The 12,744-nt window shown below is 60.0% G+C and carries 12 protein-coding genes; 6 read left to right on the top strand and 6 right to left on the bottom strand.

The genetic code is table 11. From position 1 onward, the window contains the following. Positions 1 to 18 precede the first annotated feature (18 nt). The gene (locus IB252_RS13220; RefSeq protein ID WP_033053391.1) at positions 19 to 1,413 is read right to left on the bottom strand and encodes an FAD-binding oxidoreductase; all 1,395 of its coding nucleotides are present in this window, start codon (positions 1,411 to 1,413) and stop codon (positions 19 to 21) included. A 204-nt stretch (positions 1,414 to 1,617) separates the two neighbouring features. On the opposite strand from IB252_RS13220, the gene serA reads away from it, so the two are divergent. Continuing rightward, entirely contained in the window at positions 1,618 to 2,847 is a 1,230-nt protein-coding gene (gene serA / locus IB252_RS13215; protein ID WP_008150498.1) for a phosphoglycerate dehydrogenase, read from the top strand. Positions 2,848 to 2,910: 63 nt separating this feature from the next. On the opposite strand, the gene IB252_RS13210 is transcribed toward serA, so the two are convergent. Further along, complete coding sequence (locus tag IB252_RS13210; RefSeq protein WP_192409062.1) at positions 2,911 to 3,336, bottom strand: DUF4399 domain-containing protein; 426 nt, start codon at positions 3,334 to 3,336, stop codon at positions 2,911 to 2,913. A 134-nt stretch (positions 3,337 to 3,470) separates the two neighbouring features. Between IB252_RS13210 and IB252_RS13205 the strand changes: the two genes are divergently transcribed. After that, a complete protein-coding gene (locus IB252_RS13205; protein ID WP_111448398.1) occupies positions 3,471 to 4,055 on the top strand; it encodes a transporter substrate-binding domain-containing protein in 585 nt (194 codons plus the stop codon). Between the two features lie 162 nt (positions 4,056 to 4,217). Here the strand turns inward: IB252_RS13205 and IB252_RS13200 are convergent, their stop codons facing one another. Continuing rightward, positions 4,218 to 4,757 carry a DUF523 domain-containing protein gene (locus IB252_RS13200; RefSeq protein ID WP_192409060.1) on the bottom strand — a complete coding sequence of 180 codons (540 nt, stop codon included), beginning with the start codon at positions 4,755 to 4,757 and terminating at the stop codon, positions 4,218 to 4,220. Between the two features lie 2 nt (positions 4,758 to 4,759). Next, the gene (locus IB252_RS13195) at positions 4,760 to 5,392 is read right to left on the bottom strand and encodes a 2OG-Fe(II) oxygenase (RefSeq protein ID WP_111448396.1); all 633 of its coding nucleotides are present in this window, start codon (positions 5,390 to 5,392) and stop codon (positions 4,760 to 4,762) included. Between the two features lie 108 nt (positions 5,393 to 5,500). On the opposite strand from IB252_RS13195, the gene IB252_RS13190 reads away from it, so the two are divergent. Next, a complete protein-coding gene (locus tag IB252_RS13190; protein WP_192409058.1) occupies positions 5,501 to 6,253 on the top strand; it encodes a DUF2059 domain-containing protein in 753 nt (250 codons plus the stop codon). 119 nt (positions 6,254 to 6,372) lie between these two features. Here IB252_RS13190 and IB252_RS13185 read toward each other — a convergent pair whose 3' ends face one another. Next, the gene (locus IB252_RS13185) at positions 6,373 to 7,320 is read right to left on the bottom strand and encodes an alpha/beta hydrolase (RefSeq protein WP_192409056.1); all 948 of its coding nucleotides are present in this window, start codon (positions 7,318 to 7,320) and stop codon (positions 6,373 to 6,375) included. A 97-nt stretch (positions 7,321 to 7,417) separates the two neighbouring features. Between IB252_RS13185 and IB252_RS13180 the strand changes: the two genes are divergently transcribed. Both IB252_RS13180 and IB252_RS13175 read left to right on the top strand, forming a co-directional pair. Then, positions 7,418 to 8,005: a DUF6436 domain-containing protein gene (locus IB252_RS13180; RefSeq protein WP_192409054.1), complete on the top strand. Its 588-nt coding sequence runs from the start codon at positions 7,418 to 7,420 to the stop codon at positions 8,003 to 8,005. A 102-nt stretch (positions 8,006 to 8,107) separates the two neighbouring features. Continuing rightward, positions 8,108 to 10,519: a penicillin acylase family protein gene (locus IB252_RS13175; RefSeq protein ID WP_192409052.1), complete on the top strand. Its 2,412-nt coding sequence runs from the start codon at positions 8,108 to 8,110 to the stop codon at positions 10,517 to 10,519. Positions 10,520 to 10,666: 147 nt separating this feature from the next. Here IB252_RS13175 and IB252_RS13170 read toward each other — a convergent pair whose 3' ends face one another. After that, on the bottom strand, positions 10,667 to 11,632 hold the full coding sequence (locus IB252_RS13170; protein WP_192409050.1) for a GlxA family transcriptional regulator: 966 nt from the start codon (positions 11,630 to 11,632) through the stop codon (positions 10,667 to 10,669). Positions 11,633 to 11,972: 340 nt separating this feature from the next. Here IB252_RS13170 and IB252_RS13165 point away from each other — a divergent pair, with 340 nt between their 5' ends. Continuing rightward, positions 11,973 to 12,614 (top strand): HD domain-containing protein, encoded by a 642-nt coding sequence (locus IB252_RS13165; RefSeq protein ID WP_192409048.1) that lies wholly within the window; start codon positions 11,973 to 11,975, stop codon positions 12,612 to 12,614. Positions 12,615 to 12,744 lie beyond the last annotated feature (130 nt).

The following is a 12,744-nucleotide window of genomic DNA, read 5'->3' as shown; positions in this document are numbered from 1 at the left end:
GCTCTTAACGTTCGAAAATCAAACAGCGAAGATCTTGCCCGGGTTCATGATGCCGTTCGGATCGAACACCGCTTTGACCGCTTTCATGTACTCGATCTCGACCGGCGAGCGGCTGTAAGTCAAGTAATCACGCTTGGTCATGCCCACGCCGTGTTCGGCGGAAATCGAACCGTTGTACTTCTCGACGGTTTCGAACACCCACTTGTTGACGGTCGCGCACTTGGCGAAGAACTCATCCTTGCTCAGGTTTTCCGGCTTGAGGATGTTCAAGTGCAGGTTGCCGTCACCGATGTGGCCGAACCAGACGATTTCGAAATCCGGGTAGTGTTCGCCGACGATCGCGTCGATTTCCTTCAGAAATGCCGGGACTTTCGACACAGTGACCGAAATGTCGTTCTTGTACGGCGTCCAGTGGGAAATGGTCTCGGAGATGTATTCGCGCAGCTTCCAGAGGTTCTGCAGCTGGGTTTCGCTCTGGCTCATCACGCCGTCCAGCACCCAGCCCTGCTCAACGCAGTGCTCGAAGGTTTCCAGGGCGTGGTTGGCCACTTCTTCGGTGGTCGCTTCGAATTCCAGCAGCGCGTAGAACGGGCAATCTGTTTCGAAAGGCGCCGGTACGTCACCCCGGCCCATGACCTTGGCCAACGCTTTATCGGAGAAGAATTCGAAGGCGGTCAGGTCGAGCTTGCTCTGGAACGCGTGCAGCACCGGCATGATCGAGTCGAAATCGGCCGTGCCGAGGACCATGGCGGTGAGGTTTTTCGGCGCGCGGTCCAGACGCATGGTGGCTTCGACCACGAAACCGAGGGTGCCTTCAGCGCCGATGAACAGCTGGCGCAGGTCGTAACCGGTGGCGTTCTTGATCAGGTCTTTGTTCAGTTCCAGCAGATCACCTTTGCCGGTGACCACTTTCATGCCCGCGACCCAGTTACGGGTCATGCCGTAGCGAATAACCTTGATCCCGCCGGCATTGGTGCCGATATTGCCGCCAATCTGGCTCGAACCTGCCGAAGCGAAATCCACCGGGTAGTACAGGCCTTTATCTTCGGCGACGTTCTGCAGGTGTTCGGTGACCACGCCCGGCTGGCAGACCGCGGTGCGGTCGGTCATGTTCACATCGAGGATCTGGTTCATGTAGTCGAAGGACACAACGACTTCGCCATTGGCGGCCACGGCAGCGGCGGACAGCCCGGTGCGACCGCCCGACGGCACCAGCGCAACTTTGTGCTCATTGGCCCAACGGACAATGGCCTGGACCTGCTCGGTGGTCTTGGGGAACACGATGGCGGTCGGGGCCGGGGCGAAATGCTTGGTCCAATCCTTACCGTAAGCATTCAGGGAGTCGGCATCGGTCAGCACCTTGCCAGGCTCAACCAGGGTCTTCAGCTCTTCAATCAGGGCAGGATTGGTCATCGACAGAACTCTCGAACAATTCATGGTCATCCTGAGAACGCTTCACGTCGCAGGAATGAGTGTTTAGCGGGGTGCATATGCTAGCATACCGACCCCGCAGGATAGTGCCCAACGGCTATTCTGTGGCGACGGCTTTCCTGCCGTCCGGGTCAGCGTCTGCTGGCTATTTCCTGCCATTTTTCTCCGGGATACAGGTTTACGCAGATGAGCAAGACTTCTCTCGATAAGAGCAAGATCAAGTTCCTTCTTCTCGAAGGCGTCCACCAATCGGCTGTCGACGTCCTCAAGTCGGCGGGCTACACCAGCATCGAGTACCTCACAGGTTCTCTGCCGGAAGCCCAGCTGAAGGAAAAGATCGCTGATGCGCACTTCATCGGCATTCGCTCGCGCACTCAACTGACCGAAGAAATCTTCGATCACGCGAAGAAACTGGTCGCTGTCGGCTGTTTCTGCATCGGCACCAACCAGGTTGACCTTAATGCTGCCCGCGAACGCGGCATCGCAGTGTTCAACGCTCCGTACTCCAACACTCGCTCCGTTGCCGAGCTGGTGCTGGCCGAAGCGATCCTGTTGCTGCGCGGCATCCCAGAGAAGAACGCTTCCTGCCACCGTGGCGGCTGGATCAAGAGCGCGGCCAACTCCTTCGAGATCCGTGGCAAGAAGCTCGGCATCGTCGGTTATGGCTCGATCGGTACTCAACTGTCGGTTCTGGCGGAAGGCCTGGGCATGCAGGTGTACTTCTACGACACCGTGACCAAGCTGCCTTTGGGCAACGCCACTCAGGTCGGTAACCTGACCGAGCTGCTGGGCATGTCCGACATCGTCACCCTGCACGTTCCGGAAACCGCTGCGACCCAGTGGATGATCGGCGAGAAAGAAATCCGTGCGATCAAGAAGGGCGGCATCCTGATCAACGCGGCTCGCGGCACTGTAGTTGAACTGCAAGCGCTGGCGGACGCGATCAAGGACAAGCACCTGATCGGCGCTGCCATCGACGTATTCCCGGTGGAGCCACGCTCCAACGAAGAAGAGTTCGAAAGCCCGCTGCGTGGCCTGGACAACGTGATCCTGACCCCGCACATCGGCGGTTCCACCGCTGAAGCGCAAGCCAACATCGGTCTGGAAGTGGCAGAAAAACTGGTCAAGTACAGCGACAACGGTACCTCGGTATCGTCGGTGAACTTCCCGGAAGTGGCCCTGCCGGCTCACCCTGGCAAGCACCGTCTGCTGCACATCCACGAGAACATTCCGGGTGTGATGAGCGAGATCAACAAGGTCTTCGCCGAAAACGGCATCAACATTTCCGGTCAGTTCCTGCAGACCAACGAGAAAGTCGGCTACGTCGTGATCGACGTCGACGCCGAGTACTCGGAAATGGCGCAAGAGAAGCTGCAGCACATCAACGGCACCATTCGTTGCCGCGTGTTGTTCTGATAGTGACTTGAGTGACAAAAAAAGGAGACCTTCGGGTCTCCTTTTTCATGGGCGCGACTAACGCTACTTAACGTTGACGGTGATTTTTTCCGACACGATCGGCGGATCGAACGGCATGTGACCGCTATCGCCCAGTTCCAGCTGCAAGGTGTGCTTGCCCGGCGTCAGCTTGACTTCAGCCTGGGTCTGCGCCTTGCCGAAGTGCAAATGGTTGGCATCGTTGGGGATCGGCGCACCGGCGGCAGGCAGTTTGTCGACATCGATCAGCAGGTGGTGATGGCCGGTGTTCTTGGTGACATCGCCCGCTGGCGCCAGCGCAATGTTCTTGACAGCGAACTTGACGACGACGGTTTGCGGTACCGTGGCTCCGTCCGCTGGAGAAACGATGGACACTTCTGCACCTTTGGGAGCCGGTGTACCAGCCGTTGCCAGCATCGAAGCACCCATCAACAGGCCAGCCAATGCTGCTCGTGACATAAAGGTTTTCATTTTCTTCTCCAGTTTTTTCGTAAAATCCGCGTGGCCATGACAACTTCACGGCCATTCGTTGTCGAAGGCTCTCGACAACCATAGCAAAGCGAGCCTGAACAGAGCGTCGCGATAATGAATTCAAAGGAGTGACCATGCGTTTTCTGCCTGGCCTGATCTGTCTGCTACCCCTTCTGAGCCCTTTGGCTCATGCCGAACTGATTGACGATGTAAACGACCGAGGCGAATTGCGTATTGCCCTTGAGGCTAATACACCGCGCTTCAATTTCAAGGAAGACGGCCAACTCTCCGGCTTCGAAGTCGAGTTGGGGCAACTGCTGGCCAACGAACTGGATGTGCGGGCCGACTTCGTCGTTACCGATTCCGACGACCTGTTGACCGGTGTCGAAAGCGGTAAATACGACATCGCCATCAACCACATAGCAGTGACCCCGGACCTCAAGGATCGTTTCGATTTCAGCGAACCTTACATTCACACTGATGCGCAATTGATCGCGCAGAAGGAAGAGCCGCGTTCGATTCTGCTGGTGCAGTCGCTGACGGAAGAGAAGCCGAAGGCTGGCCCGGCAGTGAGCCTGGCGATTCCGTTTCAGAAAGGTAACCCGGCGTTTCATGCCAGCCTGGAAAACGCGCTGCAGCGGATCAAGGCGGATGGGCGACTGGAGGCACTGGAACAGAAGTGGTTGGGGGCGGATGCGAGTGTGGCGCCGAAACCCTAGATATCGTCAGCCGCTAGAACCACCCCTCACCCTAACCCTCTCCCCAGGGGGGCGAGGGGACTGACCGAGGTGTCTAACGCTATCCATCGACCTGAAAAATCGAGTCGATTATCGATTCAGTAAAAATCGTTCAGGTCGCAAAATTTCTTCAGATCCCCACGATCAGTCCCCTCGCCCCCCTGGGGAGAGGGTTAGGGTGAGGGGATGGATTCCGGATAAGCCCAAAACACCCAAAGCTACCGCAGCCTTAACCAACTCCAGCTCACTGAAGACCTGCACACCATGGCGCTTGAGCAATGCGGCAGTCACACCTTCGCCACTCACCTTCACCCCACTGAACGTCCCGTCATAGGTCAACAGATTCCCGCAAGACGGGCTGTTGGCCTTGAGCACGGCAATGCGGATGCCGTGCTTTTGCACCAGTTCCAACGCCTGACAAGCCCCCGAGAGAAACTCGGCGCTGACATCGTCGCCCTCGGTGGTGATCACTGAGGCGTGGCCATCCAGCACTTCACTACCCTGCCCGCCCGAAATCTCGGCCGCTGCCCTTGGCGTCGGCAACCCGCCGGCCACCTCCGGACACAACGGCACCACCCGACCTTCATCAAGCCACTGCTGAAGCTGATCGAACGGTCCACTGGCCCCGCCGTCATAACGTACGCGGTGCCCCAGCAGACAGCGGCTAACCAGAATTTTTTGCATGATCAGAACGGCTCATTGCCACGCCGCCGGAACCAGCCGGTCAACGACAGGCGATCACGGTTCGCGGGCAGGACTTCGTGGGGCACTTCACCCGACAGGAACACCACCAGGCATCCGCCGGTGGGCACCACATCATGTTCGACGCTTTCATCCAGGTACATGCGCAACTGGCCGCCGTATTCGGGCAACCAGGCGTCATTGAGATAGACCACCGCCGACACCATGCGCCGGTCGTCGTCGCGGAAACGGTCGACATGCCTGAGGTAGAACGCGCCGGGCGGGTACAGCGCGAAATGGCTTTCGAAATCTTCCAGGCCCAGAAACAAACCGCGATTCATCGCCTCGCGCAGGCTGTCCATCAAATCCAGATAGCTGTCGCACACCAACGCCTGGCCGGGCTCGATCCATTGGATATGGTCGCCGCGAATCCCCTCGCGAATCCCGGATGTCGACCCGCGCCCTACGGCGGCCGGGGCCAATTCGCCCTCGGCAGCACGTTTACGGCACTCAGCCGCCAGTTCCCGGGTCAGACCCAGAGGAAGGAAAACATTCTGCTGCGACCAGCCATGTTCGGCCAGGTCGTCGACGATACGTAACAGCAGCGGGTGATCAGAGGGTATTCGCATGCCGCGCATAGTATTCCTGTGCCTGAAAATCCGACAGAGCCGCGCAGCGGGTTGATACGAATTCTCGACAAGGACGAATGCCACACGGAGAATAGTCGCCTGCTGACAGGAGTCCCTATGCGCCGTTTGCTTTTTTCACTGTTGATGTTCTGTGTATTGCCCGCTTGGGCAGACGGCCACGACCAGTTGTACAAGGTCGCCGGTTGGCCAGAACAACGCGCGCATTTCAACGACGCTCTCTCGGCGGCTCAGCAGCGGTACCAGAACAGCCTGCCGCCGGCAGTGTTCCAGGCGCTGGTGAATAACAGCAATCAGCGCTTTGCCCCCCAGGCCGTCGACCAACGCGCCGAAGCGCAATTGCGCAAGACCCTCGCCGATCCGAAACCTGCGCTGACATTCTTTCAGTCGCCCCTTGGCAAGAAAATCGTGGCCGCCGAATTGCTCGCGACCCGTCGCGATCAGCTGGCAAAAAACGCCAAGGGTTTGCCCAAGGTCCAGGCCAGCGACAGCCGCCTGCTGATCATCGGCCATCTGGCCCAGGCCTTGCCCGCTCGCGAAGCCGGCGCTGAAGTCAGCCTGGCGATTGCCGGCGTCGCGGCCGACAGCCTCAGTTCGATGATCCCCGGCCTGCTCGGCGGTGGTCAGGCGCAAGGCATGTTGAATGGTCAGCGTCAGCGCTTGATGGAGCAGATCGGCAACGACCTGAACAACACGCTGTTGTATGTCTATCGCGACCTGTCGGATGAAGAACTGGAAGAGTTCGCGACCTTCGCCGAGTCCACCGAGGGCAAGGCTTATTACCAGGCAGCCTTGGCGGCGATTCGCGCGGGGTTGGCGGTGGGGCAGGACACTTCAAGTCTTCGCCAGTAATCTTCGGTGCCTTATAGATCGCTATCGCGAGCAGGCTCGCTCCCACAGTGAGCGAGTTGTTCAAATGTGGGAGCGAGCAGGCTCCGGGCGGCGATCCGACGATGAGGCCCTGACGACCGCTAAAGATTCCGGCCCTTGATCCGCTTGGTCAAAAACCCGAAATACTCCCGCCGCAACGCCAGCGTCTCATTCGCCAGGTGATGCCGCGCCTCAGGCAACATCAGCACCTGCGGCCGATCGAACTTGCCCCGCAACACTTCAAGGTTATGCTCCCAATCCACGGTCATGTCCGCCTGCCCCTGCACAATCAGCGGTCGCCGCATGCTGTACGGTGCGGCTTCGATGCGCTTGATCCAGCGCGCCAACGCACCGACCCAGGCGGTCGGCAAACGGAGCGGCTGCAACGGGTCCGCTTGCAGGAAAGGCAGAAAATCCGGGTCGTTGGAGTTCTCGCTGAAGCGCCGGGCAATCGCTTTGACGAAAGGCTTGAGCAGGTAATAGCTGAGTTGCGACCAGCCCCAGGCCCGTGGCCTTACCAACGGCGACAGCAAGATGACCTGGCCCTGGGCCGGACTGCTGGCGCCCTGATTGAGCACATGATCGATCACGATCGCGCCGCCCGTGCTTTGCCCGCACAGGTGCCACGGCTGAGGCAGATCGAGGGATTGCGCCTCGGTGAACAACCCTTGCAGCGTGTCCTGATACTCGGTGAAATCCTTGATGCTGGCCCGTTCGCCGCTGGACAGTCCGTGCCCCGGCAGGTCGCAGGCAATCACCGCAAAATTCTGATCCAGCGCCCACTCGATCACATGCCGGTAGAGCCCGGTGTGATCGTAATAACCGTGGAACAAAAACAGCGTCGCCTTCGCCCGCTCGGGCCACCAGACCTGACTGACCACGTCATAACCATCGACCGCAAAACGCCCAAGGCCATTGCGCACGTTGCGCCCCGCAAAATCCAGCCCGTAGAAATGCTGGTAAGCCAGCGCTTCCTCCGACAGCGGCTGCCAGTCGGCCAGCGGCCGCAGGCTGGCACGCAGATGATCGGAGTCGAAAGTGGCAGACATGAGCAATTCCAGAACGCGAAACAGACTTTATGGGCCTGCGATATTCATCTGTTGGGGCAAGCATGGCAAGCTAGCGCACCTTCGAGGACTGAAATCCATGCGCTCGCCCTACCGCGCCACACTGCTTGCCAGCCTGCTCGCCCTCGTGTGTGCCGGTTTGCTGTGGGCTGCCTACGACTGGTTTGAGGGGCGCTACTTGCGAGCGTTCAGCGAGCACACCGCGGTGTTCTCCGGCGACCCGCTGCGCCTGCCCGACAACCTCGCCGGCCCCGGCGCCATCCGCCTCGTGCACTTCTGGGACCCGGCCTGCCCGTGCAACGTCGGTAACCAACAACACCTGAGCGAACTGGTTGAGCACTACGCACCGCAAGGCGTGGAGTTTTATGCGGTACAAAAACCTGGCAGCCACGGTCAGTTGCCAAGCACCTTAAGCCGCCTGAAAAGCATCGTCGTCCTGCCAGGTTCCGAACAGATCCCCGCGAGCCCGGCCGTGGCGATCTGGGATCGCAGCGGCAAACTGGCGTATTTCGGCCCGTACAGCGAAGGCCTGACCTGCAATTCGAGTAACAGCTTTATTGAGCCGATACTGCAAGCGTTGAGCGAAGGCCGCGCGGTGAATGCCACGCACACACTGGCCGTGGGTTGTTACTGCCCGTGGCCTGTCGACGCAGTGAAGCAAGGCTGACAGGAGACGCGAATCCCTCCTAAGTGCGATGGCCATGGCGGCAAGCCGTGTTAAACAGTGGCGCCAGGGAACTGCTGCCACGGATAACAACAAGGAATCACCATGAAACGTAGCCTGACCGTCCTCGCCCTGCTGATTGTTGCGCTCGCCGCAGGTGCAGGCGGGTACGTCTACAGCAAGCAACCGACACGCCAAGGCATGGTGGAACTGCAACACCTGCAAGGTTCGGTCACCGTGCGCTACGACGAACGCGGCATCCCGCACATCCGCGCCGAGAACGAAACCGACCTGTACCGCGCCCTCGGCTATGTGCACGCCCAGGATCGGCTGTTTCAGATGGAAGTCCTGCGCCGCCTCGCCCGCGGCGAGCTGGCCGAGGTACTGGGCCCAAAACTGCTCGACACCGACAAGCTGATGCGCAGCCTGCGCATTCGCGAACGCGCCGACACCTACCTGGCGAACATGGACAAACAGTCGCCGGCCTTTATCGCCATGCAAGCCTATCTGGATGGCATCAACCAGTATCAGGACGGTCATTCAAAACCTGCGGAGTTTGATGTACTGGGCATCCCCAAACGCCCCTTCACCGCCGTGGACACCATCAGCATCGCCGGTTACATGGCCTACAGTTTTGCCGCAGCGTTTCGCACCGAACCGTTGCTGACCTACGTGCGCGATCAGTTGGGCGCCAACTACCTGAACGTCTTCGATCTCGACTGGCAGCCCAAGGGCGTGCTGGCGAAACACCGCAGCGCTGCCATGCCACCCCTCGCCAGTACCGACTGGAAAGACCTCAACGCCCTCGCCCGTCTCAGCGAACAGGCACTGGCCGACAACGGCTTGCCGCAGTTCGAGGGCAGCAACGCCTGGGCCGTCTCTGGCAGTCGGACCAAAAGCGGCAAACCGCTGCTGGCCGGCGACCCGCATATCCGTTTTTCCGCGCCGTCGGTGTGGTATGAAGCGCAGCTCTCGGCGCCGGGTTTCGAGCTCTACGGCCACTATCAGGCATTGATGCCGTTCGCCTCCCTCGGGATGAACCGCGACTTCGGCTGGAGCATCACCATGTTCCAGAACGACGACCTCGATCTGATCGCCGAAAAGGTCAACCCGGACAACCCCAATCAGGTCTGGTATCGCGGCAAGTGGGTGGACATGCTGACCAGCGAACAGCAGATCGCGGTCAAGGGCCAGACGCCGGTGACACTGGTGCTGCGCCAGTCGCCCCACGGTCCGATCGTCAACGATGCGCTGGGCAGCGGCGTCGGTAAAACGCCGATCGCCATGTGGTGGGGTTTTCTCGAAAGCCAGAATCCGATCCTTGAGGGCTTCTACCAGCTCAACCGCGCCGACACCCTGGCCAAGGCGCGCAGTGCCTGCGCAAAGGTCCAGGCGCCGGGCCTGAACATCGTCTGGGCCAACGCCAAGGGCGACATCGGCTGGTGGGCAGCGGCGCAACTACCAAAACGTCCAGCGGGTGTGCGTCCGGGGTTCATCCTCGATGGCAGCACCGCCGACGCGGACAAGGAAGGTTTCTACCCGTTCAGCGCCAACCCACAGGAAGAGAACCCGACACGCGGTTACATCGTCTCGGCCAACTTCCAGCCGGTGTCGCCGACTGGCATGGAGATTCCCGGTTACTACAACCTGGCCGATCGAGGTCAGCAGCTCAATCGCCAGCTCAGCGACAAAACCATCAAGTGGGATCTGGACGCCAGCCAGAAGCTGCAACTGGGCACCACCACCGCTTACGGCCCGCGCTTGCTGGCGCCGTTGCTGCCCGTACTGCGTGAAGTGGTGAGCGATCCCGCCGAACTCAAACTGGTTGAGCAACTGGCCCAATGGCAAGGCGACTACCCGCTCGACTCCACTAGCGCCACGCTGTTCAACCAGTTCCTGTTCAACCTGGCTGACGCGACGATGCACGATGAGCTGGGCAATGACTTCTTCGAGACGTTGCTGTCGACCCGGGTGATTGATTCCGCATTGCCGCGCCTGGCCGCGACTGCCGATTCGCCGTGGTGGGACAACCGCAACACCCTCGGCAAGGAGACCCGCGCCGACACGGTCAAGGTTGCGTGGCAGGCGAGCATCGCGCATCTCAAGACCACCCTCGGCGGCGATTTCGCGCAATGGCAGTGGGGCAAGGCGCACACACTGACCCATGGCCATCCGCTGGGGCAGCAAAAGCCGCTGGACCGGATCTTCAATGTCGGCCCGTTCGCGGCACCCGGCACCCATGAAGTACCGAACAATCTCTCGGCCAGGATCGGCCCGGCGCCTTGGCCTGTGACTTACGGTCCGTCGACGCGGCGCCTGATCGACTTCGCCGACCCGACCCACAGCCTGACCGTCAACCCGGTTGGCCAGAGTGGCGTGCCGTTCGACAGCCACTATGATGATCAGGCTGAGGCGTATATCGAAGGGCTTTACTACCAGGCGCATCTCAACGACGAAGAAGTCACGGCCAACACGCGCAGTACGTTGAAGCTGTTGCCAGCGCGGTCAGGGCAATAGATTTGTGTTGACCGGGCTGACGCCATCGCGAGCAGGCTCACTCCCACAATGGATCTTCATTGGACACAAATATTGTGTGCGCCGACGATCCAATGTGGGAGCGAGCCTGCTCGCGATGAGGTCCTGACAAGCAACAAAAATGTCAGCTCAAACCATCGCCGCAAAGTTCAGCCTGAACTGCTGCGGCGTCACGCCCAGCCTGCGGTTGAACACACTGCGCATGTGCTGGGCATCGCGAAATCCGCACTGATACGCCACGGTCTTCAGCGGTGAGTGGGTGCTTTCAAGCAGCACCCGCGCCGCATCCACCCTGGCTCGCTCGACGAATTCCGCCGGGGTGACTTTCGCCTCTTTGGCAAACACCCGTGAAAAGTTGCGCGCACTCATGTTGGCGGCGTTGGCCAGGTCGGCAATCGCCAGGTCGCCCGTCAGGTTGGCCAACACGTAGAGCTGCACCAACGCCACGGCAGAAGTAGGTTCGGCGTGTGGCGTGAGGAATGGGCTGAACTGTGACTGCCCGCCCGAGCGTTGAGTAAACACCACCAGTCGCTTTGCCACACTCAGCGCGACTTCCGGCCCGTGATCCCTGGCCAGCAAGTACAGCGACAGATCAATCCCGGCCGTGACACCCGCCGAGGTGTAGAGCTCGCCGTCCTCCACGTAAAGGCGATCTGCCTCGACCTGAGTCGACGGGCACAACTGCGCCAGCGCCGCGGCATCGCCCCAGTGGGTGGTGACCGTTCGCCCTTCCAGCAATCCGGCCCGGGCGAGCATGAACGCGCCGTTGCAGATCGAGCCAAAGCGTTGCGCCCGCGCGCAGGCATCGCGCAGCCAGGCATCGAATGCCGCACCAAAATCCATGAACGGCAACTGCGGCCCACCGGCCACCAGCAGCAAGTCATAGGCCTCCAGCGCTTCGCTGAAATGCCAATGGGCATTGAGTGACAAACCGTTGGAACACGCCATCATCCCGCGCTCGACACCGATCACCTCCAGTCGATAGTGATCGTGCGGTTCGAGGAAACGATTGGCTTCGCAAAACACATCCATGGGGCCGGTGACGTCCAGGGACTGAACGCCGGCGAAGACCACGATGGCAACGGTTTTACTCATGGCAGGAATCGCTCTCAATGGATCATGGCCAACACTAATCTGTGCCAAGTGCGTCTTTGTGGTGAGGGGATTTATCCCCGCTGGGCTGCGCAGCGACCCCAAAAAGTCTGGGAGCGCTGCGCACTCCAACGGGGCGGTGCGACGTTTCGCTAAATCCCCTCGCCACAAAAGCTTATTCCCCGAGAGCAAACTTAGCCAATCCGCGCCCAACAAGCGAGGTTGGCGCGATATGCATGCTCATTGGCCGGGATCGCAGCCATGGATCGATTGTCCGGTTTGGGGTGCGCGGACAGACTGACTCCATCAGCGCCGCCACGGCGTTCCCCGAGAGGACAGCACCATGAGCAGCACCATCGCCGGTATCGAAATCCCCGACAGCGCGTTGGCCAAAGCCACCACGGAATACATTCGCGACGTCGAATCAGACCTGCTGTATCACCACTCGCGCCGGGTGTTTCTGTTCGGTGCCTTGAGCGGCGAACGCAAGCAACTGACCTACAACCCAGAACTGCTGTACGTCGGCGCGATGTTCCATGACTTGGGTCTGGTAGAGGGTCATCGCACTGACGACGAGCGCTTCGAAGTCGATAGCGCCAACGCTGCCAAAGCATTCCTCAAGCCCTACGGTTTGTCCGACGATGATATCGAGCAGGTCTGGTTGTCGATTGCTCTGCACACCACACCGGGCGTGCCGCAACACCTGCGGCCTAATGTGGCGCTGGTCACCGCGGGCGTTGAAATGGATGTGCTGGGCATCGATTACGCAGCGTTCCCCAGCGCGCAACGCGAAGCCGTGGTGCATGCCCACCCGCGTGGCGAAGGGTTCAAGGAGTGCATCTTGTGTGCGTTTGCCAATGGCTTCAAACACAAGCCGGATACCACGTTTGGCACCGTGAACGCAGATGTGCTGGTGGATAGCGAGCCAGGTTTCAAACCGATGAACTTCGTCGAGATCATCCGCAAGTCCCCTTGGGTTGCCTAGAACCAAATGTGGGAGCGAGCCTGCTCGCGAAAACGGAGTGTCAGTCGACATCAATGTTGACTGACGCACCGCTTTCGCGAGCAGGCTCGCTCCCACATGGGATCTGGCGTGGCCACTTATTCGTGACCAA

This window comes from Pseudomonas sp. PDM10 (assembly GCF_014852295.1).
Taxonomy (GTDB): domain Bacteria; phylum Pseudomonadota; class Gammaproteobacteria; order Pseudomonadales; family Pseudomonadaceae; genus Aquipseudomonas.
Note: the sequence above shows the minus strand (reverse complement) of the source record. Positions and strands in the feature narration are given on the sequence as shown.

Excerpts from the sequence above, each read along its gene's own strand:
- IB252_RS13220 (WP_033053391.1), bottom strand. The coding sequence starts at position 1,413 with ATGACCAATCCTGCCCTGATTGAAGAGCTGAAGACCCTGGTTGAGCCT.
- serA (WP_008150498.1), top strand. The coding sequence starts at position 1,618 with ATGAGCAAGACTTCTCTCGATAAGAGCAAGATCAAGTTCCTTCTTCTC.
- IB252_RS13210 (WP_192409062.1), bottom strand. The coding sequence starts at position 3,336 with ATGAAAACCTTTATGTCACGAGCAGCATTGGCTGGCCTGTTGATGGGT.
- IB252_RS13205 (WP_111448398.1), top strand. The coding sequence starts at position 3,471 with ATGCGTTTTCTGCCTGGCCTGATCTGTCTGCTACCCCTTCTGAGCCCT.
- IB252_RS13200 (WP_192409060.1), bottom strand. The coding sequence starts at position 4,757 with ATGCAAAAAATTCTGGTTAGCCGCTGTCTGCTGGGGCACCGCGTACGT.
- IB252_RS13195 (WP_111448396.1), bottom strand. The coding sequence starts at position 5,392 with ATGCGCGGCATGCGAATACCCTCTGATCACCCGCTGCTGTTACGTATC.
- IB252_RS13190 (WP_192409058.1), top strand. The coding sequence starts at position 5,501 with ATGCGCCGTTTGCTTTTTTCACTGTTGATGTTCTGTGTATTGCCCGCT.
- IB252_RS13185 (WP_192409056.1), bottom strand. The coding sequence starts at position 7,320 with ATGTCTGCCACTTTCGACTCCGATCATCTGCGTGCCAGCCTGCGGCCG.
- IB252_RS13180 (WP_192409054.1), top strand. The coding sequence starts at position 7,418 with ATGCGCTCGCCCTACCGCGCCACACTGCTTGCCAGCCTGCTCGCCCTC.
- IB252_RS13175 (WP_192409052.1), top strand. The coding sequence starts at position 8,108 with ATGAAACGTAGCCTGACCGTCCTCGCCCTGCTGATTGTTGCGCTCGCC.
- IB252_RS13170 (WP_192409050.1), bottom strand. The coding sequence starts at position 11,632 with ATGAGTAAAACCGTTGCCATCGTGGTCTTCGCCGGCGTTCAGTCCCTG.
- IB252_RS13165 (WP_192409048.1), top strand. The coding sequence starts at position 11,973 with ATGAGCAGCACCATCGCCGGTATCGAAATCCCCGACAGCGCGTTGGCC.